The sequence below is a fragment of the Rhodococcus sp. NPDC003383 genome (assembly GCF_053589115.1).
Map to the genome: position 1 here is coordinate 43032 of NZ_JBSFRG010000006.1, position 24083 is coordinate 67114.

Here is a 24083-nt window from a genome sequence, read left to right on the forward strand (position 1 = left end):
TTCAGCGGCGGCGGGAACCGCCCTTGGCCTCCTTGCGGGCGGCCGCGCGACGCTCCTTGCGGCTGCCGGCCTGCGCTGCCGCGGCGGCCCCGCCGGTGCGGCTGACCTGCGCGCTGCCGTCCTCGGCGGGACCCGAGTAGGTCAGGCGCTGCTGCCGGCCCCCGTCGTCGAGGCCTTTCGCACGCAGCGCGGCCGGGGCGGGGGCGGGAGCAGGTGCCGGAGCCGGGGTCGGCTTGGTCAGCGACGGCGCGTTCTGCGCGGCCGTGGCGGCGGAGGCCGCGGTCACGCTGACCCCCCCCGCTGCCGGTGCCTGCGGCTGCGCCCCTTCGACCTGCAGGTTGAACAGGAACCCGACCGATTCCTCCTTGAGCGCGTCGAGCATGCCGGTGAACATGTCGAAGCCCTCGCGCTGGTACTCCACCAGCGGGTCGCGCTGCGCCATCGCGCGCAGCCCGATGCCTTCCTTGAGGTAGTCCATCTCGTAGAGGTGCTCGCGCCACTTGCGGTCGAGCACCGACAGCAGGACACGACGCTCGAGTTCGCGCATCGCGCCCTCACCCGCGATGCTCTCGATCTCGGCCTCACGCCGCGCGTACGCCTTCTCCGCGTCCTCGAGCAGGATCTCCCGCAGCTCGTCACGGCCGAGGTCCTCGTTCGCCGCGACCAGTTCCTTGTAGTCGACCCCGACGGGGTAGAGCGTGCGGAGGGCGGTCCACAACTGCTCGAGATCCCAGTCCTCGACGTAGCCCTCGGAGGTGGCGCCGTCGACGTAGGCGGTGACCACGTCGCGGATCATCGACTCGATCTGACCCTCGAGGTCCTCGCCGCGCAGGATCCGGCGGCGCTCGTCGTAGATGACGGTGCGCTGCTGGTTCATCACCTCGTCGTATTTGAGGACGTTCTTGCGGATCTCGAAGTTCTGCTGCTCGACCTGCGTCTGGGCGCTCTTGATGGCCTTCGAGACCATCTTCGCCTCGATCGGCACGTCGTCGGGCAGGTTGAGCCGCGTCATGATCGATTCGAGCGCGGCGCCGTTGAAGCGGCGCATCAGCTCGTCACCGAGCGAGAGGTAGAACCGGGACTCGCCGGGATCGCCCTGACGTCCGGAGCGGCCGCGGAGCTGGTTGTCGATACGCCGGGACTCGTGCCGTTCGGTGCCGAGCACGTACAGGCCACCGGCCGCCTTGACCTTCTCGGCGTCCGCCTTGACCTCGGCCTTGATCTTCTCGAGGGTGTCGTCCCACGCGGCCTCGTATTCCTCGGGCGTGTGCACGGGATCCAGGCCGCGGCGACGCAGCGCGATGTCGGCGAGAATGTCCGGGTTGCCGCCGAGCACGATGTCGGTACCGCGACCGGCCATGTTCGTCGCGACGGTCACCGCACCGGACCGACCGGCCTCGGCGATGATCTGCGCTTCCTGCTCGTGGAACTTCGCGTTGAGCACGCTGTGGACGACGCCGCGCTTGGTCAGCTGCCGCGAGAGGTATTCCGACCGCTCGACGCTGGTGGTACCGATGAGGACCGGCTGGCCCTTCTGGTGCCGCTCGACCACGTCGTCGACGACGGCAGCGAACTTCGCTTCCTCCGTCTTGTAGATCAGGTCGCCCTGGTCGGCGCGGATCATCTCCCGGTTCGTCGGGATGGGGATGACGCCGAGGCCGTAGATCTGATGCAGCTCGGCGGCCTCGGTCTCGGCGGTACCGGTCATACCCGAGAGCTTGTCGTAGAGACGGAAGTAGTTCTGCAGCGTGATCGTGGCGAGGGTCTGGTTCTCGGCCTTGATCTCGACCTTTTCCTTGGCCTCGATCGCCTGGTGCATGCCCTCGTTGTAGCGGCGGCCCGTCAGCACGCGGCCGGTGAACTCGTCGACGATGACGACCTCGCCGTCGCGGACGATGTAGTCCTTGTCCTTGGTGTAGAGCTCCTTGGCCTTGATGGCGTTGTTCAGGTAGCTCACCAGCGGCGAGTTCGCGGCCTCGTACAGGTTGTCGATGCCGAGCTGGTCCTCGACGAACTCGACGCCCGCCTCGTGAACACCGACGGTCCGCTTGCGGATGTCGATCTCGTAGTGGGTCTCCGGTTGAAGCATCTGCGCGATCCGCGCGAACTCGGAGTACCACTTGCTCGACGCGTCCGCGGGGCCGGAGATGATCAGCGGCGTCCGGGCCTCGTCGATGAGGATGGAGTCGACCTCGTCGACGACCGCGAAGTTGTGCCCGCGCTGGACCAGGTCGTCGAGCGAGTGCGTCATGTTGTCGCGCAGGTAGTCGAAGCCGAACTCGTTGTTCGTGCCGTACGTGATGTCCGCGGCGTAGGCGGCACGGCGCTGCGCGGGGGTGAGCCCCGACAGGATCACGTCGGTGCTCAGGCCGAGGGAGCGGTGCACGCGGCCCATCCACTCGGAGTCGCGCTTGGCGAGGTAGTCGTTCACGGTCACGACGTGCACACCGTCGCCGGACAGGGCGTTGAGGTAGGCCGGCAGCACACAGGTGAGGGTCTTGCCCTCACCTGTCTTCATCTCGGCGATGTTGCCGAAGTGCAGCGCCGCGCCACCCATGATCTGCACCGTGTAGTGCTTCTGTCCGAGAACTCGCCAGGAGGCCTCACGGGCCACCGCAAACGCCTCCGGCAGCAGGTCGTCGAGGGTTTCCCCGTCCGCGTACCGCTTGCGGAACTCGTCCGTCTTGGCGCGCAGTTCCGCGTCGGTGAGCGCCTCGAACTCCGGCGACAGGGATTCGACGTGCTCGGCGATGTGCTTCAGTCGCTTGACCATGCGACCTTCACCGATCCGGAGCAGCTTCGTCAGCGACAGCACTGGGTGTTCGTCCTCAATCTCGGGTTCGTGCACGGACAAGAAAATCCGGCCGAGGGCCTCGTCGGTCCCCGGCCGGATTCCATGGTAGGCGTTCGGCCGGAGCGGTTGCGATTGCGACCGCTCCGACCGGGCATTCAGACCAGGCTGATCAGGCCGTAGTCGAACGCGTGCCGACGGTAGACGACCGACGGCCTGTCCGTTTCCTTGTCGTGGAACAGGTAGAAGTCGTGGCCGACCAGTTCCATCTCGTACAGGGCGTCGTCGACGGTCATCGGCTCGGCCTTGTGCTCCTTCGTCCGGACGATCCGGCCGGGACCGGACTTGTCTTCCGCTTCGAATTCCTGCGCCAGATCCCGCGAGATGCCGAGCGAATCGTCCTGAGCGAGCGCCGCGGTGGCGGCGGCAACGGAAACGGGAGTCTTGTCACCGTAGGAGACCTTGCGACGCTCCTTGGTACGCCGCAGACGGGATTCGAGTTTGTCGGTAACCGACTCGAAGGCCGCGTAGAAGCTGTCGGCGGACGCCTCGGCACGGACGACCGGGCCCTTTCCACGGGCGGTGATCTCGACGCGCTGACAACTCTTCATCTGACGGCGGTTGCGCTCGTGCTGCAGTTCGACATCGAACAGGAAAATGGTCGGATCGAATCGCTCCAATCGGGCGAGTTTCTCGGACACGTAGATCCGGAAGTGGTCCGGAACCTCGACGTTGCGTCCCTTGACGACGATGTCAGCCTTGGGACCGGCGGCTTCGCCATCGAGACCTGCAGCGGAAACCTTGGACTTCGAAGGGGTCGTCACTCGTACCTCCCGAGTACGGCCGGTGCAGCCCGCGCACCGGCATGTTCGATGAGCGCATCAGCGCTCCGCCCGGAACCGGCGGATCGAACGTTTCCACCCGTCTACCAGTGTTTTCCGGGTCTGAGGGCGACGGTAGTACGTAACCTCCGCGAGTGCCACCGTTCCGCTGAATTTCACTCGCGCACACTTACGCGGCAGCAATCACAAGCACTCCCAGTGGACAGAAGCCGGCTGCCGTGAGCACTCGCACGGACTCCGCCGCGGTCGTGCCGGTGGTCGTCACGTCGTCCACGACGAGCACCGGGAACCCCCGCGGCACGCCGCTTCCCCGGCGCAGCCGCACCCGCCCGGCGAGGTTCCGGTGCCGCTGCGCGGCGGACAGTCCCACGGAGTCCCGGACCCCCCGAGCGGTCTCGAGGATCGGCATCACACGCAACGCGCGATCGTGCGCCGCAGCGGCGCGCACGGCCCGCGTGACCGGGTCGCCGCCCCGGGCTCGCGCCGCCCGCGCCCGGGTCGGCGCGGGCACCACGCCCAACGGTCCGGCCGGAAGCTCACCCCACCGGCGCAGCCGCACGATCGCCGTCCCCAGTGCCACCCCCAGCGGCTCCGCGAGGTCGCGACGACCCTGCTCCTTCGCGGCGATCACCGCGCGCCGGTGGACCCCTCGGTACGACCCGAGCGCCCAGACGGGAACACCCGGATCGACACGCGGCCGCACGGTCGCGGGCGCATCGGCGAGGTCGCGGGCGCAGTGACGGCACCATCGGACGCCGGGCCGGCCGCAGCCGCCGCATTCCACCGGCAGCACGAGATCCAACAGGGCCTGCAACATGCGCCGCACTGTGCCCTACGGCACCGACAGGCACTGTGCCCTACGGCACCGACAGGCACTGTGCCCTACGGCACCGACAGGCGCAGTGCCCTACGGCACCGACAGACGCTCAGCCGGGCAGCACCGGAATCGCGGTCAGTCCCGCCAGGCCCGGAACCTCACGCCAGTAGCGGTCGCCGGCGGGATCACTGTTGTTGAGCTGGAACACCGCGCGTGAATCGGCCACGAACTCGGTGGTCGTCGACGCCTCGACGGCACCCACCGGCGGGGTCAGATTACGGCTGGGCAGCGCGTCCATCCGGGAACCGTCCACGGCGACCTGGACGACGGGGATGTCGGACGCCGCCCGTGCCACGACCACCGTGTCCGAGGTGCTCCAGTCGAGGGAGAGAGCGGGACTACCGAGCCCGATGGCGATCTCGCGCGGAGAGGTCAGCGCGAACTCGCCGTTCGGGTACTGCACCACGATCGCCGTGTACACCCGGCCGTCGACGATGAGCGCCGCGCGGACACCGTCCCTCGACAGACGCAACTCGGTGATCCGGTCGCCCAACTCCAGGATGGCGCCCGCCTCGACCGGAACCACCGTCACCCGTCCGGTACCGGGTTCCCGGATCGCCCGCACGACGGAGGTGCCGCCCACGACCGCCCACACGGAGTTGTCGTCGATCGACCACGACGGTCTGCTGATCGAGCTGCCTTCCGCCGCATGCACCGCTGCCCCGTCCCCGTACCCGCCGATCATCAGCTCGGCGGCGGGTTCCGGCTCCGGCCGTCCGGTTCCGAGGACACCGGCCACGAGCTGTCCGTCGTGCGAGATCGCGACGGACTGCAGTCCGGTGGTGCTCCCGAAGAAGCCGGGCACGGGTGTGACACCCGTCTCGGCCACGGCGACCAGCCCACCGCCACGCACCGCATGCAGGCCGATGGTCGCGCTCGAGGTGGCGAGCGGATTCGTCGACGCCACGTCCGCGGTGGTCCAGCCGTTCGGGAACCGTTCGTCGAGCGGTTGCCCGTCCGCGAGCAACACGTACGGACCGGAGATCTCGGCGTTCGCCAGCGTCCAGATCACCTGGGCCGCGAGAAGCTCCCGGTCCTGCTTGGCCAGCCCGGTCGCGCCCTGGAAGTCCACCCGGATGCCGCCGAGTCCGACACCGACCTGCGCGGTGCGGCCGTCCGCCTTGGTGATGGGACCGATGACGTCGACGTCGTGGAGGAGGTTGCGCACGGCCGGCTCCAGCGACGGCTTCGGGCCCTCCACCAGCAGCTCGATGAGCTGGGAGGCGGTCTGCTCCTGGGTGCCGGCGATCCAGCGGGGATCGGGCACGACCGTCTGCCCGGAGGGGTCGACGAAGAACAGCGAGCGTCGCTGGTAGGTGTTGAGGAACTGCGGCCGGTCCATCACGACGCCGGGCGGCAGATCGTCGATCCGCCATTCGCCGTCGGACCGCACGAGGGTGACCTTCTCCTCGAAGGGACCCTGGTCCGCGCGGTAGACGCCGCCCTCCTCGAGGAAACCGACGCGGGTCGCCCGGATCACGTAGGTGGCACGGTCGCCGCTGCGCGATTCCGGCAGCACGTCGACCTTCTCGACGATCGTGGCGCTGGCCGCGTCGTCCCAGCGACTCGTCATCTCGGGGGTGAGGTACTGGCGCGCCGCCTGGTGCCTGTTGGTGGGGTCCGTGCTCGCGAGGAGGAAGTCGCGCAGCAGCAGATCCGGCTCGCGGCCGGGCGCGGGCGCGGCGACCTCCGTGGTCGCGGGGGGACGGACGATGGTGCCGATCGCCTGCGGGGACGACGAATCCGGCAGGCTCGCACAGCCGGAGACCCCGAGCAGGAGCGCCAGCAGCAGAACCGGCCCGGCGACGCGCCGCGACAGCGAACCGCTCACGGGGTCGCTCCCTCGGGCGGGACGGATTCGACGACCGTCGGCGCTGCGGCGTCGGCGGCGGGGGGCGTCTTGCCCTGCACCGCGTGCGCGTTCGTCGGGACGAGCGGCAGTGGACTGCGTCCCACCTTGCGTCCGCGCTCGCGCGGCAGCGTCAGCCGGAAGCACGCACCCTTGCCCGGTTCGCCCCAGGCCTCGAGCTTGCCCTTGTGCAGGTTCGCGTCCTCCACGCTGATCGCCAGTCCCAGACCTGTGCCGCCGGACCGTCGCACCCGGGACGGATCGGAGCGCCAGAACCGGTTGAACACGAGTTTCTCCTCCCCCGGCCGCAGGCCGATGCCCTGGTCGCGGACGACGAACGCCGCCGCGGCGTCGTCGGCGCGCAGCCGCAGCAGGATCGGCTTGCCCTCACCGTGATCGATCGCGTTGGCGAGCAGGTTCCGCAGGATGCGTTCGACGCGCCGGGGATCGACCTCTGCCATGACCGGCTCGTTCGGCAGATCCACGATGAGTTCGGTTCCGGTCTCGCGGGCCAGGTGCCGGACCGTGGACACCGCTGCCCGCGCGCACATCCGCAGATCGAGCTGCTCGGCGGCGAGTTCGGCGACACCGGCGTCGTGCCGGCTGATCTCGAGCAGGTCGCCGAGCAGGCTCTCGAACCGGTCGAGTTCGGCGACCAGCAGTTCGGAGGCGCGTTTCAGCGACGGGTCGAGTTCGTCGCTGCCGTCGTGGATCAGGTCCGCCGCCATCCGCACGGTCGTCAGCGGGGTCCGCAGTTCGTGGCTGACGTCCGAGGTGAACCGCTTCTGCAGGTTGCCGTACTCCTCGAGCTGGGTGATCTGCCGCGACAGGCTCTCGGCCATCTCGTTGAACGACATCGCCAGCCGGGCCATGTCGTCCTCGCCGCGCACCGGCATGCGTTCCTTGAGGCGGCCGTCGGCGAAGCGCACCGCGATCCGCGACGCGGATCGGATGGGCAGCACCACCTGACGGGCGACGATCATCGAGATGGCGGCGAGCAGCACCAGCAGGACCAGCGCACCGACGAGCAGGGTGCCGCGCACGAGCGCGAGGGTGCTCTCCTCCCCTGCCAGCGGGAACACCAGATACAGCTCGAGCGTGCCGATGTTCGACGACGTCGGGCTGCCGACGATCAGCGCCGGGCCGGAGTAGCCGTCGGGATCGTCGACGGTCGCGAACTGGTAGGCGATCTGGCCGTTCTGCACGAAGGCGCGCAGGTTCTGCGGGATCTGATCGGCGGGGCCGCTCGACGTCGGTGCGCGCGGCCCGTCGCCGGGAACGATGAGCACCGGATCGAAGGTACCCGCGACACCGGTGTCCTGACCGGCGTCGCTGCCACGGTTCGTGAGCGTGGCCCGGGCGCTGTCGAGCCGGACGCTGAGCGATCCGGTGTCGTCGGCGCCGGCCAGCTGGCCTTCGACGAGCGCCCGGGAGCGCTCCATCTCCTCGGTGGCCGCGTTGATCTTCACTTCGAGCAGACGATCGGTGATCTGGCTGGTCAGCACCACGCCGAGCACCAGCATCACGACCAGCGACAGTGTCAGGGTGGACACCACGACCCGCAGCTGGAGCGACCGGCGCCACGTGTGGGTGAGCCAGCTGCTCAGCGAACGGGACCACCTCAGCAGCGGCAGAGTCCTACGAGTGATCCGCCGCCGCAGTCGGTAAGCACGGATCACGGCGGTCCGGCCTTGTAGCCGACGCCGCGCACCGTCAGCACGACCTCGGGATTCTCGGGATCCTTCTCGACCTTCGCGCGCAGTCGCTGCACGTGCACGTTGACGAGGCGCGTGTCCGCGGCGTGGCGGTAACCCCAGACCTGTTCGAGCAGCACCTCACGAGTGAACACCTGCCGCGGTTTGCGGGCCAGTGCCACCAGCAGGTCGAACTCGAGGGGGGGTGAGAGAGATGAGTTCCTCGCCGCGGCTGACCTTGTGCGCCGGGACGTCGATGGTGATCTCACCGATCGACAGCATTTCGGCGGGTTCCTGCTCGGTCCGACGCAACCGTGCCCGCACGCGGGCGACGAGTTCCTTCGGCTTGAACGGCTTGACGATGTAGTCGTCGGCGCCCGATTCGAGCCCGAGCACAACATCGACCGTGTCCGACTTGGCCGTGAGCATGACGATCGGCACACCCGAATCGGCCCGCAGCACGCGGCACACGTCGAGGCCGTTCATGCCGGGCAGCATCAGGTCGAGCAGAACGAGGTCGGGCCGGATCTCGCGCACAGCACCGAGTGCCTGTGTGCCGTCCCCGACCACAAAAGGTTCGAAACCTTCGCCCCGCAGGACGATCGTGAGCATCTCGGCCAGCGCGGTGTCGTCGTCGACGACGAGAATCCTCGGCTTCATACCGTCTATCGTGTCACTCCTTCACCGTGCTGAAGCTGATTTGAGATCTGCGCGGCGAGTTGTACCGGATCGGTGTCGGGTCCGGCGACCATCCACGGCGACATCCAGTTCTGTTGCACCAACTGGTCGTACACCTCACCGGTACGGATCTGGAGGTCCCCGTCGCGTTCGTACGCGTCCCGGTCGCGGGTCGCGTCGGCGGTGGCGCGGTCCCGCGCCCGCTGTGCCGCGAGCTCGACGGGAACCTTCAGCAACAACTGCAGATCGGGCACCGGCAATCCGAACCGGTCGAACTCGATCTCGCGCACCCACTCGGCCGCCGGCCCCGAAGCTCCCTCGTGCCTGCGGGCCGCGGTGTACGCGACGTTCGACGCCACGTAACGATCCAGCAGCACGATGTCGTTGTCGGCCAGGAGTTTCCGCAACTCGTCGGCCGCGTCGCGACGGTCGAGCGCCCACAGCAGGGCCATCGCCTCGACGCTCGACGCCGTGTCCCCGTGACGGCCCCGCAGGGCCTCGGCGCCGAGATCGGCGTGCACGGACTGCCCGTAGCGCGGAAACGCGAGCGTGGCGACGCGGGCACCCGCGGCCCGCCAGGACTCGACGAGACCGGCGGACAGTGTCCGCTTACCGGCCCCGTCGAGTCCCTCGACGACGATGAGAACGCCCATGCTGCTTCGGTTCCCGACCCCGATCAGTAGCGGTAGTGCTCGGGCTTGTACGGGCCCTCGACGTCGACACCGATGTACTCGGCCTGCTCCTTCGTCAGCTTGGTGAGCTTGCCACCGAGCGCCTCGACGTGGATCCGCGCGACCTTCTCGTCGAGGTGCTTGGGCAGGCGGTACACCTCGTTGTCGTATTCGTCCGGCTTGGTCCACAACTCGATCTGAGCGATGACCTGGTTCGCGAACGAGTTGCTCATCACGAACGACGGGTGGCCGGTCGCGTTGCCGAGGTTGAGCAGGCGACCCTCGGACAGCACGATGATCGAATGGCCGTCGGGGAAGACGAATTCGTCGACCTGCGGCTTGATGTTGATCCGCGTGACGTCGGCGGCACGCTCGAGGCCCGCCATGTCGATCTCGTTGTCGAAGTGACCGATGTTGCCCAGGATCGCCTGGTGCTTCATCTGCTTCATGTGATCGAACGTGATGATGTCCTTGTTGCCGGTCGAGGTGATCACGATGTCGGCCTTGCCGACGAAGTCCTCGACGGTGACGACGTCGAAGCCGTCCATCATCGCCTGCAGCGCGTTGATCGGGTCGATCTCGGTGACCGACACGCGCGCGCCCTGGCCGCGGAGGGCCTCCGCGCAGCCCTTGCCGACGTCACCGTAGCCGCAGACCAGCGCGGTCTTGCCGCCGATGAGGACGTCGGTGCCGCGGTTGATGCCGTCGAGCAGGGAGTGGCGGGTGCCGTACTTGTTGTCGAACTTGCTCTTGGTGACCGAGTCGTTGACGTTGATCGCCGGGAACACGAGCTCACCGGCGGCGGCGAGCTGGTACAGGCGCAGCACTCCGGTGGTGGTCTCCTCGGTGACACCGCGCACCGACTGGGCGACCGTGGTCCACTTCTTCGAATCCGCAGCCAGCGACTCGCGCAGGAGCTGCAGGAAGACCTGGTACTCGGTGGAGTCGTGCTCCTCGTCGGTCGGCGGCACGACGCCGGCCTTCTCGAACTGGGCGCCCTTGAGAACGAGCATCGTGGCGTCGCCGCCGTCGTCGAGGATCATGTTCGCGGGCTCGCCGGGCCACGTGAGCATCTGCTCGGCCGCCCACCAGTACTCCTCGAGCGTCTCACCCTTCCACGCGAACACCGAGACGCCCTTGGGCTCCTCGACCGTGCCGTGCGGGCCGACGACGACCGCGGCCGCCGCGTGGTCCTGGGTGGAGAAGATGTTGCAGGACGCCCAGCGCACCTCGGCACCGAGCGCGACGAGGGTCTCGATGAGCACGGCGGTCTGCACGGTCATGTGCAGCGAACCCGAAATGCGCGCGCCCTTCAGCGGCAGCACCTCGGCGTACTCGCGGCGCAGCGCCATGAGGCCGGGCATCTCGTGCTCGGCCAGCCGGATCTCCTTGCGCCCGAATTCGGCGAGGGACAGGTCGGCGACCTTGAAGTCGATGCCGTTCAGCCGGTCGGCCACGAGCTTGTTGTCGGACACGTGTGAGCGCCTCTCCTGTTGACAGTCGTTTTGTCGAACAGGCTATACAACCACGCCGCGGAGTGCCGCTGTCGTACCCGCCGGTATCCGTGCGGGGACGGTCACTGTCCGCCGGTGACGCGGTCCAGGAACGGACCGACCAGATACGCCATGTCCGCGGCGACGTCCCGGTCGGACTCCGGCGGCATCGCGATGTAGCTCATGGCGATGCGCACGATCGCCCGCGCCAGGATCGTCGCGTCGGTCTCCGAGGCCTGTACCCAGCTGCGCCGGAACGTCTCGACGAGGCGGCCCGACGCCCGGTCGATCAGCGGTGCCGATTCGGTGGTGATCAGTCGCAGCAGGTCCGGTTTGGCGTCCCCGCGCAGCAGCGATTGCACGAGCGGATCGGAACTGCTGTCCGCGAAGAACGCGGCGAAACCGACCGCCAACGCCCGCCGGGCGTCGCCGACGTTCGAGTAGACCGCATCGTCGACGGCGTCGACGAACTGATCGGCCAGTCGCAGCGCGTACGCCTGGGCCAGCCCCTGACGGGACGCGAACTCGTTGTAGAGCGTCTGACGGCTCACCCCGGCGCGGCGCGCGACGTCGGTCATCGTGATCGAGGACCAGTCCCGCACGGTCAGCAGGTCCCTCATCGCATCGAGCACGGAGTTGCGCAACAGCATCCGGCTGGCCTCGTGGAACTGCACACGCCGCCTTCCGTCAGGGGGCGCGACATCGGAGTCGTCTGCGGACGCTGGCTCGTGCACGATCGACATGCGCCGACGTTGCCACGCTGCGACACGCCGCGTCAACGCCGTGGGTGGCGTGCAGCGTGTGGCAGGGACCACAACCGGGCGCCGCGGTGACGGCTACAGGGCGGATCTGTCGCCGAGACAGGCCCGGAACACCTGGGTCCCGGCGGTCAGCGCCTCGACGGTCAGTTCGGGATCGGCCGCCGAGATCCACACCGAATGGCCGGGTGTCAGGTCGAGGCCGGCACCGCCGCAGTCCAGGTGCGCCGCGCCGGCGGTGCACAACAGGATCTGCGGGCCGCACGGCGCGAGCGACACCTTCGTGTGCGGCTCGGGTTCCAGACGCGACAGCGCGAACTCCGGCGCCGGGGTGCGGTAGCAGACCTCGGCCTCACCCACGGGGACGGCTTCGAGGATCGGCACGTCCGGGGACCGGAAGTCCAGAACCCTGAGCAACTCCGGCACGTCCACGTGCTTGGGGGTCAGTCCCCCGCGCAGCACGTTGTCGGAGTTCGCCATGATCTCGACCCCCATGCCGCTCAGATAGGCGTGCAGGTTGCCGGCGTCGAGGTACAGGCCCTGTCCCGGTTCGAGGGTGATGCGGTTGAGCAGCAGCGACGCGAGCACCCCGGCGTCGCCGGGATAGAACTCGGCCAGCTGGAGGGCCGTCCGCACCTCCTCCGCGAACACCCGCGGGCGCCCGTTGGTCGCCAGGTAGGTCACGCAGCCGTCGAGCACGCGCGGCAACAGCGACGTCAGCACCGGCTGGGGCAACGTGATCCACGTGGTGAACAGGGCACGCAGCCCGCCCGAGTCGGGCTGACCGGCCAGCAGACCCACGTACGGATCGAGTTCCGGCACACCGAGCGCCTCGAGCAGCTCCACGGTGCGTGCCGCGTCCCGGAATCCGGCGAGCGCCTCGAAGCGCGTGAGCGCGACCACGAGCTCCGGTTTGTGATTCGGATCCCGGTAGTTGCGGATCGGGGAATCGAGGGGCACCCCCAGCTCCTGCTCGCGGGCGTAGCCCTGCGCCGCCTGCTCCGCGCTCGGATGCGCCTGCAGCGACAGCGGCTCCTCCGCCGCGAGCAGCTTGAGCAGGAACGGCAGGCGGGCGCCGAACCGGTCGACGGTCCCGGATCCGAGCTGCCCGTGCGGGTCGGACTCGACGACGTCGAGCAGCGACACCGGGGCCTCCCCGTCCTCCGAGAGCACCTTGGCCGGATCTGCCGGATGGGCTCCGAGCCACAGCTCCGCTTCCGGGTGATCGGACGGCACCGGGCGCCCGCACAACTCTGCGATCGCGGTGCGCGAGCCCCAGGCATAGGAACGCAGCGCACCTTCGAGTCGCCGCACTACCGGCCCCCGGCCAAACGCAGGTAGGCGGCGGCCATCTCGATCCGGGCCGCGAGCACCAAGGCCTGTTCCAACACGGGCGGCACTGCCCGCGACTCCGTTTCCCCCACTACAGACACCAATTCCATATCCGGTAATGCAGCTGCGCGACGCTGCGCAGCCCGTCGATCGTCGTCCGTGCTGAGCACGAATACCCGCACGGGAGCCTCCGGAATCGGCCCGTCGAGCTGCTCGTCGTGGAAGAACGGGTCGTACGGTTCACCGGTCCCGGTGGCCGTGGCCACCAAGCGATCCCGCGCAGCGAGCGTATCCGGCAGCGACGCGGCCGCGGCGATCATCCCGGCCCCGAGCAGCAGCATCTCCGCGCCGTGGCGGGCGAGGGAGGTGGTCGCGGGGGAATCCCCGGCCAGCGCGACCCGACGCGACTGCATGCGCACCGCGAGCGACTTCGCCGGATTGTGGAACACCTCGTTGGACGGATGGTTGCGGGCTGCCTCGTTGTCCACCGCATCGGCGAGTTCGGCGAGGTCCGGCACGTGCGAGCGCACCTTGGTCGCGGCCATCGCCGTCAGGACCGCGCAGAACACCGCGACGTGGCGGGCCAGCGCGTAGGCGGACGGCAGGTGGATGCGCGGCGGCAGCAGCAGGGCCCGCCCGGCGACCGCGGCCCGGATCGGGCCCTCGTCGGGTGCGCCCACGACCACTTCGGCGCGGCGCTGCAGCCCGGCGGCCACGGATTCGACGAGGGTCGGGTCGCCCGCGTCGTCACCGGCGACCACCACCACATCGAGCGGTCCCACCCAGGTCGGGGTGGTCGGTGCGACGACCAGCGGCACGGTCGCGTGCGCGGCCAGCATCGCGACGACCAGTTCGGCGGCCCGCGCCGAGCGGGCGTCCCCGCCGACGAGGACGACGCTGCGCGGGTGCAGGTCGTGCAACCGGTCCAGGGCCTGTTCGTCGACCGCGGATGCCGTCGCTCGGATCTGCGCGCCGCCGAGCGCCGACATGCGCAGGATGCCGTCGATGTCGGCCGCGATCAGAGCGCTCGAGTCATCGAAGTCGAACAGCGGCGAGGGAGCCGTCATCACTGCGCCACCTTCCTTCAGCCGATTCGAACCGGCCCGACGCAGCAGCCCGGGCACACCCGATTATCCCCGTCACGAACATTTCCGCCACGAACGCGCGCCGTCACGAACGCACGATGGCCAGAATTTCCGTCGCCAGCGAGTCGACCTCTTCCGCCGTGCGCGCCTCCACGTTGAGGCGCAGCAGCGGTTCGGTGTTCGAGGCACGCAGGTTGAACCATGCGTTGCCGGGCAGATTCACGGTGACCCCGTCGAGCCGGTCCACCGACTCGGCGCGGTCCGCGAACGCGCTGAGCACCGCCTCGGTCCGTGCCGCGGCGTCGTCGACGGTCGAGTTCAGCTCACCGGACGCGGCATACCGCTCGTAGGAGCTCATCAGTTCGGAGAGCGGGAGGTCCTGCCCGCCCAGCGCGGCCAGCACGTGCAGGGCCGCGAGCATCCCGGAATCGGCGCCCCAGAAATCGCGGAAGTAGTAGTGCGCAGAATGCTCCCCGCCGAAGACCGCACCGGTCTCGGCCATCTGCTGCTTGATGAACGAGTGACCCACCCGGGTGCGGACCGGCTCGCCACCGAGTTCGGTGACGAGTTCGGGCACGACCCGCGAGGTGATCAGGTTGTGGATGATCGTCGCGCCGGGTTCCTTCGCGAGCTCGCGGGCTGCGACGAGTGCGGTGACCGCGGAGGGGGTGACCGGCTCGCCACGCTCGTCGACGACGAAGCAGCGGTCGGCGTCCCCGTCGAACGCCAGACCGACGTCCGCGCCGGACTCGCGCACCAGCTGCTGGAGGTCGACGAGGTTCGCCGGATCGAGGGGGTTCGCCTCGTGGTTCGGGAAGGTGCCGTCGAGTTCGAAGTACAGCGGCACGAGTTCGACGGGGAGCACATCGAACACCGCGGGCACCGTGTGCCCGCCCATGCCGTTCCCGGCGTCCACGGCGACCTTCAGGGGCCGCATCTCGCTCAGATCCACCAGGCCGCGGACGAACGAGGCGTACTCGTCGAGGACGTCCTGCTCCGTGATCGTGCCCGGCGCGCCGTCGTGGGGGGGTACCCCGGCAACGAGTTCGGCGGTGATGGTGGCGAGACCGGTTTCCTGGCCGACGGGCTTCGCGCCGGCACGGCACAGCTTGATGCCGTTGTAGCGGGCCGGGTTGTGGCTGGCGGTGAACATGGCGCCGGGGGCGTCGAGGAGCCCGGAGGCGAAGTACAGCTGGTCGGTCGAGGCGAGCCCGATGTGCACGACGTCGAGCCCTTGAGCGGTGACGCCCTCGGCGAACGCGCGGGACAACTCGGGCGAGGATTCGCGCATGTCGTGACCGATGACGATCCGCGTCGCCGGGTTCCCGCCGTCGCGCACGAGCCGGGCGAAGGACGCACCGACCTCGCGGACGAAATCCGCGTCGATCTGGTCACCCACCACGCCCCGCACGTCGTATGCCTTGACGACGGCGGCCACGGATTCGGCAGATCTCGCCACTGTTATCGCTCCTGATCGTCGTACACGCACGCCACCCTCCGCAGCGCGGCAGCGATCAGCCTAGTGGAGTACTCGGAACTGCCGTGCCCAGCGCTCAGGACGTGGGGTCCGGCAGCACACGCAGGTGTCCGCGACGGCCGGTGCGGGTCGTCGGCTGCGCGACCTGCCGCGGGGCGGCGTCGGACTCGTCGGAGTCGCCGTGACCGTGGCCGCGATCGCCCAGACCGGCCTCCCGCACCGCCTCGGCGAGCGCGGTCAGATCGTCCTCGTCGGGTGTGCCCGACGAGAACGCACCTTCGTACCGGACCAGTTCCCAGCCCTTCGGCGCGGTGATCCTCGAGCCGTGCGATTCGCACAGATCCCACGAGTGCGGCTCGGCCACCGTGGCCAGCGGTCCCACGACCGCCGTGGAATCCGAGTACACGTAGGTCAGCGTCGCAACAGCAGGGTTCTTGCACCCAGGCCGGCAGCATCGACGCAGTGTTCTCACGGATGGGAGCGTAGCGCGCCCGTCGCGTCGCGACTATCCGGACACACCGGAACGGCACAATTCGAGTCGCGTGTCGTAGTGTCGCCTACATGTCTCGCGTTCGCCGGCCCCGCCCCGTGACGTCCCGATCCGTCGCGCGTCGCGGACGCGGAATCCGCGGGCCGATGTTCCCCCACGACCTTCCGGTGTGGAAGTCGCGGGCCGAGAAATTCGACCTGCTCGTGCTCGGTGCGTTCGCCCCGATCGACGCGCAGTGGCACGACCGCCTCACGAAGCTCGACATCGCGGTCGACGAGGTCCCGAAGATCCGTGCGCTGGATCCGGACTCGGTGAACTGGCCGGACGAGGTCGTCGCGGACGGTCCGGTGCCGCTGTCGCGGCTCGTCCCGGCCGGCATCGATCGTCGGGGCGCGGCCACGCGGGCACGCATCGTCCTGTTCCGCCGGCCCCTCGAATTGCGCGCGAAGGATCCCGACGACCTGACCGATCTGGTCCACGACGTGCTCGTGCACCAGGTCGCAACGTATCTGGGAGTCGAACCGGAGGTCGTCGATCCCGAACTCGGGGATCTCGGCGAAGACTGAACCGGGTGATCCCGGCGAGGACCGCTCGTCGGTGGCGGCTGCTTCGGGAAAGAGTGAGGGCCGGGTACTCGACCCCCATCGAGTACCCGACCCTCACCCCCAAACAGACCGGCATTCCACCTTGTCCGAACTCCCCGTACCGGACCGGTCCCGATCTCAGACGATGCCCCGCTTGAGGCGCCGCCTTTCCCTCTCCGAGAGACCACCCCAGATGCCGAACCGCTCATCGTGGGCCAGGGCGTACTCGAGGCATTCGTCCTTCACCTCGCACCCCATGCAGATCCGCTTGGCCTCCCTCGTCGATCCACCCTTTTCGGGGAAGAACGCCTCCGGATCGGTCTGCGCACACAGCGCACGGTCCTGCCACTGTTCCTCGACGTCCGACGGATCGGAAAGTCCTGCAATCAGACTCAGCACCGACGACGTCGGCTCTCCGTCGTGCCCGCCTTCGGCACAGATGCCCTCGACTGCAGTCTCGATCCGAGTGTCCTCGAACCATTCGCGCTCGTCGGCCATACACGCCTCCTAACCTGCAGCGCTGCATCCTTCACATTCGGGGATCTACCCCGGGCCATTCCGCGAAGGCCGGTCGTATATGCATATTCCGCATACGATCCCGCGTTTCGAAATGTCGGAATGACACGTATGTGATTACACACGTTGGGCGTGTCGCGGTCAAGCCGAACGGACGTATTCGCTACCATCGAGCACTTCGGAGTAGGCCGCGTCACGCTCGGGGCAATTCACCCGGTGACATCCGGCACAATTCACCCTGTCGCATTCCTCACATTTCACCCCATCGGGCGGTGCCTCACCAGTCACGAAACGGACCCCCTAGGCTTGTGCTGTGAACGTGACAGTTTTGGTCGGAGGCGTCGGCGGGGCCCGGTTCCTCACCGGCTTGCGCCGCCTGCTCGGCATCGAACCCGGGCGAGACCTCGCCGTGGACGCCCCGCACCGCATCACCGCGGTCGTCAACGTCGGTGACGACGTCTGGATGCACGGGCTGCGAATCTGTCCCGACCTCGACACATGCATGTACACGCTCGGCGGTGGCATCAACCCCGAACGGGGCTGGGGCCGCACCGACGAAACGTGGAACGCCAAGGAAGAGCTCGCCGCATACGGCGCGAATCCCGACTGGTTCGGTCTTGGTGACCGGGACCTGGCGACCCACCTCATCCGCACCCAGATGCTGCGCACCGGATATCCGCTCTCCGCGGTCACCGAAGCGCTGTGCACCCGATGGAAGCCCGGGGTGACGCTGCTCCCGGTGTCGGACGACCGCAGCGAAACCCACGTCGTGATCACCGACCCCGCCGACGGCGAACGCCGCGCGATCCACTTCGAGGAATGGTGGGTGCGGCACCGCGCGGCGGTCGAGACCCATTCCTTCGCGCACATCGGCGCCGACGAAGCGAAACCTGCACCGGGAGTGCTGGAATCGATCGAATCGGCGGACGCGGTGATCCTCGCTCCCTCCAACCCGGTGGTGAGCATCGGCGCGATCCTCGCCATCCCCGGCATCCGAGGCGCCCTGCGCACCACCTCCGCGAAGGTCGTCGGCCTGTCCCCGGTCGTCGGCGGGAAGCCGTTGCGCGGCATGGCCGATGCGTGCCTCGACGTGATCGGCATCGAATCGACCGCGGAAGCCGTCGGCCGCCACTACGGCGCGCGCAGCGGCACCGGCATCCTCGACGGCTGGCTCGTCCACGAGACCGACACCGCCGACGTTCCCGGGGTCGCCGTCCGCAGCGTTCCCCTGCTCATGACCGACCCCGCAGCGACCGCCGAGATGGCGCGCGCCGCACTCGAACTCGCCGGAGTCAGCCTGTGATGTCCCCCGACGCGACCGCCAGCACCGACGTGCGTGACCACGCACCCGGCCGGCCGATCGAGATCATCCCGGTCACCGGACTGCCCGAGTTCCGGCCCGGCGACGATCTCGCCGAGGCGATCGCCGCCGCCGCGCCGTGGCTCGTCGACGGCGACATCCTCGTCGTCACCAGCAAGATCGTCTCCAAGGCCGAGGGACGCATCGTCGAGTCCCCCACCGACCCGGACGCGCGCGATGCGCTGCGGCGGCGGCTGGTCACCCAGGAGGCGGTCCGCGTGCTGGCCCGCAAGGGACGCACGCTCATCACCGAGAACCGGCTCGGCATCGTCCAGGCCGCATCCGGAATCGACGGTTCCAACGTCGACTCCGGCGAACTCGCGCTGCTCCCCGAGGACCCCGATGCCAGCGCCGCCGGACTGCGTGAGCGCTTGCGCTCGTTGCTCGGGGTGACCGTCGCCGTCGTCGTCACCGACACGATGGGTCGCGCCTGGCGCGTCGGCCAGACCGACGCCGCGATCGGCGCCGCGGGCCTGCCGGTCCTGCACGGCTACGCCGGCTCGCACGATTCGCAGGGCAACGAACTGTTCGTCACCTCCGTCGCCCTCGCCGACGAACTCGCCGCCGCCGGCGATCTCGTCAAGGGCAAGCTCGGTGGGGTTCCGGTGGCGGTCGTGCGCGGTCTCGACACCGTCGACGACGGTTCCACGGCCCAGGACCTGATCCGCCGCGGCGAGGAGGACCTGTTCCGGCTCGGTGCCGACGAGGCCCTCGAGCAGGGCCGTCGCGAGGCGTTACTGCTGCGACGGTCCGTGCGGACCTTCTCGGCCGAACCGGTCGATCCGGAGGATCTGCGCGACGCGGTCGCCGATGCGCTCACCGCCCCCGCCCCGCACCACACGCGTCCCGTGAGGTTCGTGTGGGTGCGCACCGAGCAGGTGCGCCGCCGGCTGCTCGACCGGATGCGCGACCGCTGGGCCGACGACCTGGCGGCGGACGGCCTGGACGCCGCCGCGATCGAACGCCGGCTGGCCCGCGGTGCGATTCTCTACGACGCCCCCGAGGTGCTCGTCCCGTTCTGGGTGCCCGACGGCGCGCACACCTATCCCGACGCGCGCCGGACCGCGGCCGAGGCCACCATGTTCACGGTCGCGGCCGGTGCCGCCGTGCAGGGGCTGCTCGTCGCGCTCGCCGTGCGCGGGCTCGGCAGCTGCTGGATCGGCTCGACGATCTTCGCGCCCGACGTGGTGCGCGAGGAACTGGGTCTGCCCGCCGACTGGTCGCCGCTCGGCGCGATCGCCGTCGGGCATCCGCTCACCGCACCCGAGCCGCGCGAACCCGCATCCGCCGACGCCGCGCTGCTGGAGCTGTAGCGATGTCGGCGCGTTCGCTGCACGAGTCCGCCACCGAACGGCTCCTGGCCTGGGACACCGATTCCGCCGACGCCGAATCGCTGCGGCACACGATGCTCGCGTTCCTCGGCTCGGCGCCGGACGGCTGCCTGCGCGCCCACGCGCCGGGACACATCACGGCGTCGTCGCTGGTGCTCGACGCGGAGCATCGCAACGTGCTGCTCACCCTGCATCCGAAGGTGGGCCGGTGGATCCAGCTCGGCGGGCACTGCGAGGAATCCGACGACACCGTCGTCGACGCGGCACTGCGCGAGGCGACCGAGGAATCGGGCATCGAGGGCCTCGTCATCGATCCGGACCTGCTGTCGGCGCACACCCACCCGATCACGTGCTCGCTCGGGATTCCCACCCGGCATCTCGACCTGCGGTTCCTGGTGACGGCACCGCCCGGCGCGGTGCCGACGCGCAGTGCCGAATCCACGGATCTGCGGTGGTGGCCCGTCGACGCGCTGCCCGACGACGCCGAGCGCGACACGATCGAGCACCTGGTCGCGCTGGCGGCGGCGCGCTCAGCCGAACGAGCCGTGCCGGCCGGAACCGGCGGCGAACCGGGCGGCGCCGGCCACGGCACCGTCGGCCAGTGAGGTCGTCCCCCGGCGGAATTCGTTGAGCATCGCCTGATCCTCGCTCAGGCCCGCCTGTTCGAGCACCGACAGCCGATCCTGCCGCAGGCACGTCTGCGGGAATCCGGCGATCTCGGTGGCCAGTTCGACGGCCGCGTCCAGCGCGGTCCCGGCCGGAACCGTGCGGTTGACCAGTCCCATGCTCAGCGCCTCGTCGGCGGCGACCGGGCGGCCGGTCAGGACGAGGTCCATCGCGCGGCTCTCCCCGATCAGCCGCGGCAGCCGGACGGTGCCGCCGTCGATGAGCGGCACACCCCATCGGCGGCAGAACACGCCGAGGACCGCGTCGTCGTCGGCGACGCGAAGGTCCGCCCACAGCGCCAGCTCCAGGCCGCCGGCGACGGCGTGCCCGGAGATCGCCGCGATCACCGGTTTGGACAGCCGCATCCGGCTCACGCCCATCGGTCCGTCCCCGTCGGGCGCGACGCGGTTGCCGTCGCCCGTGCTGATCGCCTTGAGATCCGCCCCGGCACAGAATGTTCCGCCCTCGCCGTGGAGGACGGCGACCGCCGCGTCGGGATCCGCGTCGAACGCCCGGAACGCCGCGGCGAGCGCGTCGGCGGTGGGTCTGTCCACGGCGTTGCGCACGTGCGGGCGGTTCAGTCCGATCGTGGTGACCGGGCCGACTTTTCGGACGACGACCGTGTCGGGAGTCATCCCCGGAGCCTACTCACGCGACCGGCGAGCCACCCCGGTTCGCGGTCTCGACGGGCGTGAGCGTCGGCCGTTTGGGGGTGATCCCGTCACCGGAGGAGGTGCCGCGGACGCGGCGCCCGACCCAGGGAACCAGGAAGTCCCGCATCCACCGCAGGTCCTCGCGTCGCTGGTCGGCGGGCGCGGGCTCCGGGATCCGTTCGAGGACGACCGGCTCGATGCCGTGCTCGACGCCGAGCGCGTCGAGCACCCGTGCGGCCATGTTGCGGTGGCCGAGCGGGGACATGTGCAGGCGGTCGAAATCCCACATGCGGTAGTCCCGGTACTCGCCGAAACGCCAGTAGTCGACGAGCGTCGTACCCCGCCGGTCCGCGATCTCACGGACGAGTTCGTTGTAGGTCGCGATCCGGCCGCGCAGGTGCCGGAACACCGGCGCCCATCCGACGTCGTAGGCGGTCCACATCACGACGGTCGCGCCGGTCGCGGCGAGGCGGCCGATCGCGTCGTCGTACTCGGCGGCCATCGCGTCCAGGTCCAGCTTCGGCCGCATGACATCGTTGCCGCCGGCATAGATGGTGACCAGGTCCGGGTTCAGGGCGACGGCCGCGTCGACCTGCTCGGCGAGGATCTGCCGCATGAGCCTGCCACGCACGGCGAGATTCGCGTACGCGAAATCCGTTCCGGCAGAGGCAAGTTCGTCGGCTACCCGATCGGCCCATCCGCGTACCCCGTTGGGACGCGACGGGTCCGGGTCACCCACTCCTTCGGTGAACGAATCCCCCAGGGCCACATAGCGTTCGAATTTCACAGGTCACCACCCACGCAGTCGGTCGAAGGTATCTCGTGCGGTCAGACGTCGGTACTGAACCGGATGCCGCCGTCGGGGATGGTCACGCCCGGCCACACCCGCGCGCCGCGAAGCAGTTCGCAGCGGGCGCCGATGTCCGCGCCGTCACCGATCACGCCGTCGCGGATCAGCGCACGCGGTCCGACCCGCACGCCGAATCCGATGATGGACCGCTCGATCACCGCGCCGGCCTCGACCTTCGCACCGTCGAAGATCACCGCACCGTCCAGTCGCGCCCCGGCGCCGATCTCGGCGCCGCGGCCGACGACGGTTCCGCCGATCAGCAGCGCACCGGGAGCGATCGACGCCCCCGGGTGCACGAGCGACTCGCCGCGCTGCCCCGGCAGGGCCGGCGACGGCGCGATGCCGCGGACCAGGTCCGCCGATCCGCGCACGAAGTCCTCCGGGGTCCCCATGTCACGCCAGTACGCGGCGTCGACGTGCCCGAACACGCGCTTGCCCTCGGTGAGCAGCGCCGGGAACACCTCGCGCTCCACCGAGACGGGACGACCCTCGGGGATGGACTCGATGATCTCCCGCTTGAACACGTAGCAGCCCGCGTTGATCTGATCGGTCGGCGGATCCTGCGTCTTCTCGAGGAACGCGGTGACCCGGCCGTCGGCGTCGGTCGGCACGCAACCGAACGCCCGGGGGTCCCCGACCCGCACCAGGTGCAGGGTCACGTCCGCGTCGGTCCGGGTGTGCGTGTCGAGGATCGCCCCGAGATCGGTGCCGCCGAGGACGTCACCGTTGAACACCATGACGTTGTCGGCGCGCAGCTTGGGCAGCACGTTGCGGATACCGCCGCCGGTGCCGAGCGGTTCGGTCTCGGTGACGTACTCGATCTCGAGACCGAGATCGGAGCCGTCGGCGAAGTGCTCCTCGAAGACCTCCGCCTTGAACGAGGTGCCGAGCACGACGTGCTTGATCCCGGCCTCCCGGATGCGGGCCAGCAGGTGGGTCAGGAACGGCACACCCGCGGTGGGCAGCATCGGCTTCGGCGCCGACAGCGTCAGTGGCCGCAGGCGGGTGCCCTGGCCGCCGACCAGGATGACCGCATCGGTGTGCGGTGCGGTGTCACTCGTCATCTCGTCTCCCCTGATCCACTCTGCCGGCCGTCCGTCACGGTGCCGGAATTCTCTCGATCGCGTTCGCGGACCGCTGCCGCGACCGCCACTCTGGAACGCACCGCGAGGCCGGCGCGCAGCGCCCATCGCAGCGGGGCCTGCCACAGGTGCGGGTGCCGGTCCGCCTGGAACCGGTAGGCACTGTCGTGGTGGGCGGGCAGCATCAGCTCGGGATGGCGTCCCGCGGCGTGCCCCTTGGCGTGGGTGACCTCGGCGTCCGGGATGTAGACGTTGAGCCAGCCGGCACGGCCGAGCCGGTCTCCGAGGTCGACGTCCTCCATGTACATGAAGTAGCGCGAATCGAAACCGTCGACCGCGTCGAACGCCGCGCGCCGCAGCAACAGGCACGATCCGGACAACCAGCCCACCGCCCGTTCGGCGACCGCCTCGTTGTCCTGGCGGTAGCGCAGGGTCCACGGGTTCGACGGCCACACCGTGCCGAGCAGGGCGTGCCCGGCGCCGGAGACCAGGGTGGGCACGCTGCGCGCCGACGGATAGATGCTGCCGTCCGGTTCGCGGATGAGCGGGCCCAGCGCACCGGCCCGCGGCCAGCGCTGCGCGGCCTCGAGCAGACGGTCCAGCGATCCCGGTCCCCACCGCACGTCCGGATTGGCGACGACGACGAACTCGGCCGACGGATCGACCTCGGCGACAGCGCGGTTCACGGCGCCGCCGTAGCCGATGTTCCCGCCGGTGTGCAGCAGCCGCACGTTCGGGTGCGCGGCCTCGGCGGCCTCCGGCGCCCCGTCGGTGGACCCGTTGTCCGCCATGATCACCTGGGTCGGCAGTTCCGTCGCACCCGTCAGCGTCGCCAGGAAATGCTCCAGGTGCTCGCCGGGCGAGTAGGTCACCGTCACCACGGCCAGCTTCGCACTCACGCGGGCAACCTTAGCGGCCGCGTCCGAGTGCTCCGAATCACGCAGTCCGTCCTCGGACACCGCCTCCGGCCGGTGCGTGTCCGGCCCGGCCTCCACGGCCTCGCG

Annotated in this window: 21 protein-coding genes and 1 pseudogene; 4 read left to right on the top strand and 18 right to left on the bottom strand. The window is 69.6% G+C overall.

The features are described 5' to 3' along the window. Position 1 precedes the first annotated feature (1 nt). The 13 genes and pseudogenes from secA to ACWDTS_RS07730 all read right to left on the bottom strand — a co-directional run bounded on the left by secA (position 2) and on the right by ACWDTS_RS07730 (position 16019). Positions 2 to 2773 (bottom strand): preprotein translocase subunit SecA, encoded by a 2772-nt coding sequence (gene secA, locus ACWDTS_RS07670; protein ID WP_450117960.1) that lies wholly within the window; start codon positions 2771 to 2773, stop codon positions 2 to 4. Positions 2774 to 2949: 176 nt separating this feature from the next. Next, positions 2950 to 3615, bottom strand: coding sequence for a ribosome hibernation-promoting factor, HPF/YfiA family (gene hpf, locus ACWDTS_RS07675; RefSeq protein ID WP_197252756.1), 666 nt, complete (start codon positions 3613 to 3615; stop codon positions 2950 to 2952). 187 nt (positions 3616 to 3802) lie between these two features. Then, on the bottom strand, positions 3803 to 4450 hold the full coding sequence (locus ACWDTS_RS07680; RefSeq protein ID WP_450108605.1) for a ComF family protein: 648 nt from the start codon (positions 4448 to 4450) through the stop codon (positions 3803 to 3805). 109 nt (positions 4451 to 4559) lie between these two features. Continuing rightward, a complete protein-coding gene (lpqB, locus tag ACWDTS_RS07685; protein ID WP_450108688.1) occupies positions 4560 to 6329 on the bottom strand; it encodes an MtrAB system accessory lipoprotein LpqB in 1770 nt (589 codons plus the stop codon). Between the two features lie 8 nt (positions 6330 to 6337). Continuing rightward, positions 6338 to 8038 carry an MtrAB system histidine kinase MtrB gene (mtrB, locus tag ACWDTS_RS07690; protein WP_450108606.1) on the bottom strand — a complete coding sequence of 567 codons (1701 nt, stop codon included), beginning with the start codon at positions 8036 to 8038 and terminating at the stop codon, positions 6338 to 6340. Further along, a pseudogene (mtrA, locus tag ACWDTS_RS07695) lies at positions 8035 to 8722 on the bottom strand (MtrAB system response regulator MtrA). Before mtrA ends, mtrB begins: the two are co-directional and overlap by 4 nt. Continuing rightward, the gene (locus tag ACWDTS_RS07700) at positions 8719 to 9384 is read right to left on the bottom strand and encodes a dTMP kinase (RefSeq protein ID WP_197252753.1); all 666 of its coding nucleotides are present in this window, start codon (positions 9382 to 9384) and stop codon (positions 8719 to 8721) included. The pseudogene mtrA and the gene ACWDTS_RS07700 overlap by 4 nt, the downstream one beginning before the upstream one ends. A gap of 23 nt (positions 9385 to 9407) precedes the next feature. Beyond that, on the bottom strand, positions 9408 to 10877 hold the full coding sequence (gene ahcY, locus ACWDTS_RS07705; protein ID WP_248673264.1) for an adenosylhomocysteinase: 1470 nt from the start codon (positions 10875 to 10877) through the stop codon (positions 9408 to 9410). A 101-nt stretch (positions 10878 to 10978) separates the two neighbouring features. After that, on the bottom strand, positions 10979 to 11638 hold the full coding sequence (locus ACWDTS_RS07710; protein ID WP_450108607.1) for a TetR family transcriptional regulator: 660 nt from the start codon (positions 11636 to 11638) through the stop codon (positions 10979 to 10981). Positions 11639 to 11731: 93 nt separating this feature from the next. Continuing rightward, entirely contained in the window at positions 11732 to 12967 is a 1236-nt protein-coding gene (gene manA / locus ACWDTS_RS07715) for a mannose-6-phosphate isomerase, class I (RefSeq protein ID WP_197252750.1), read from the bottom strand. Beyond that, on the bottom strand, positions 12967 to 14052 hold the full coding sequence (locus tag ACWDTS_RS07720; protein ID WP_450108608.1) for a tobH protein: 1086 nt from the start codon (positions 14050 to 14052) through the stop codon (positions 12967 to 12969). The genes manA and ACWDTS_RS07720 overlap by 1 nt, the downstream gene beginning before the upstream one ends. Before the next feature lie 103 nt (positions 14053 to 14155). Continuing rightward, on the bottom strand, positions 14156 to 15529 hold the full coding sequence (locus ACWDTS_RS07725) for a phosphomannomutase/phosphoglucomutase (RefSeq protein WP_450117907.1): 1374 nt from the start codon (positions 15527 to 15529) through the stop codon (positions 14156 to 14158). 94 nt (positions 15530 to 15623) lie between these two features. Beyond that, positions 15624 to 16019, bottom strand: a complete 396-nt coding sequence (locus ACWDTS_RS07730) for a DUF3499 domain-containing protein (RefSeq protein ID WP_420752934.1) — start codon at positions 16017 to 16019, stop codon at positions 15624 to 15626. A gap of 89 nt (positions 16020 to 16108) precedes the next feature. Here ACWDTS_RS07730 and ACWDTS_RS07735 point away from each other — a divergent pair, with 89 nt between their 5' ends. Then, positions 16109 to 16603, top strand: a complete 495-nt coding sequence (locus ACWDTS_RS07735; protein WP_197253088.1) for a metallopeptidase family protein — start codon at positions 16109 to 16111, stop codon at positions 16601 to 16603. A gap of 156 nt (positions 16604 to 16759) precedes the next feature. Here the strand turns inward: ACWDTS_RS07735 and ACWDTS_RS07740 are convergent, their stop codons facing one another. Next, a complete protein-coding gene (locus tag ACWDTS_RS07740) occupies positions 16760 to 17020 on the bottom strand; it encodes a WhiB family transcriptional regulator (protein WP_169917902.1) in 261 nt (86 codons plus the stop codon). A gap of 430 nt (positions 17021 to 17450) precedes the next feature. Between ACWDTS_RS07740 and cofD the strand changes: the two genes are divergently transcribed. The 3 genes from cofD to ACWDTS_RS07755 are packed head-to-tail and all read left to right on the top strand — an operon-like array spanning position 17451 to position 20433. Next, complete coding sequence (gene cofD / locus ACWDTS_RS07745) at positions 17451 to 18440, top strand: 2-phospho-L-lactate transferase (RefSeq protein WP_450117908.1); 990 nt, start codon at positions 17451 to 17453, stop codon at positions 18438 to 18440. Next, a complete protein-coding gene (locus tag ACWDTS_RS07750; protein WP_197253095.1) occupies positions 18440 to 19810 on the top strand; it encodes a coenzyme F420-0:L-glutamate ligase in 1371 nt (456 codons plus the stop codon). Before cofD ends, ACWDTS_RS07750 begins: the two co-directional genes overlap by 1 nt. A gap of 2 nt (positions 19811 to 19812) precedes the next feature. After that, positions 19813 to 20433, top strand: a complete 621-nt coding sequence (locus ACWDTS_RS07755; protein WP_450108609.1) for an NUDIX hydrolase — start codon at positions 19813 to 19815, stop codon at positions 20431 to 20433. Here the strand turns inward: ACWDTS_RS07755 and ACWDTS_RS07760 are convergent. The 4 genes from ACWDTS_RS07760 to ACWDTS_RS07775 are packed head-to-tail and all read right to left on the bottom strand — an operon-like array spanning position 20359 to position 23978. Continuing rightward, positions 20359 to 21129, bottom strand: a complete 771-nt coding sequence (locus ACWDTS_RS07760; protein ID WP_450108610.1) for a crotonase/enoyl-CoA hydratase family protein — start codon at positions 21127 to 21129, stop codon at positions 20359 to 20361. The genes ACWDTS_RS07755 and ACWDTS_RS07760 overlap by 75 nt on opposite strands. A gap of 13 nt (positions 21130 to 21142) precedes the next feature. Further along, positions 21143 to 21934 (bottom strand): SGNH/GDSL hydrolase family protein, encoded by a 792-nt coding sequence (locus ACWDTS_RS07765; RefSeq protein WP_450108611.1) that lies wholly within the window; start codon positions 21932 to 21934, stop codon positions 21143 to 21145. A 41-nt stretch (positions 21935 to 21975) separates the two neighbouring features. Then, the gene (locus tag ACWDTS_RS07770) at positions 21976 to 23061 is read right to left on the bottom strand and encodes a sugar phosphate nucleotidyltransferase (protein ID WP_450117909.1); all 1086 of its coding nucleotides are present in this window, start codon (positions 23059 to 23061) and stop codon (positions 21976 to 21978) included. Beyond that, the gene (locus tag ACWDTS_RS07775) at positions 23058 to 23978 is read right to left on the bottom strand and encodes a glycosyltransferase family 2 protein (protein WP_450108613.1); all 921 of its coding nucleotides are present in this window, start codon (positions 23976 to 23978) and stop codon (positions 23058 to 23060) included. The genes ACWDTS_RS07770 and ACWDTS_RS07775 overlap by 4 nt, the downstream gene beginning before the upstream one ends. Positions 23979 to 24083 lie beyond the last annotated feature (105 nt).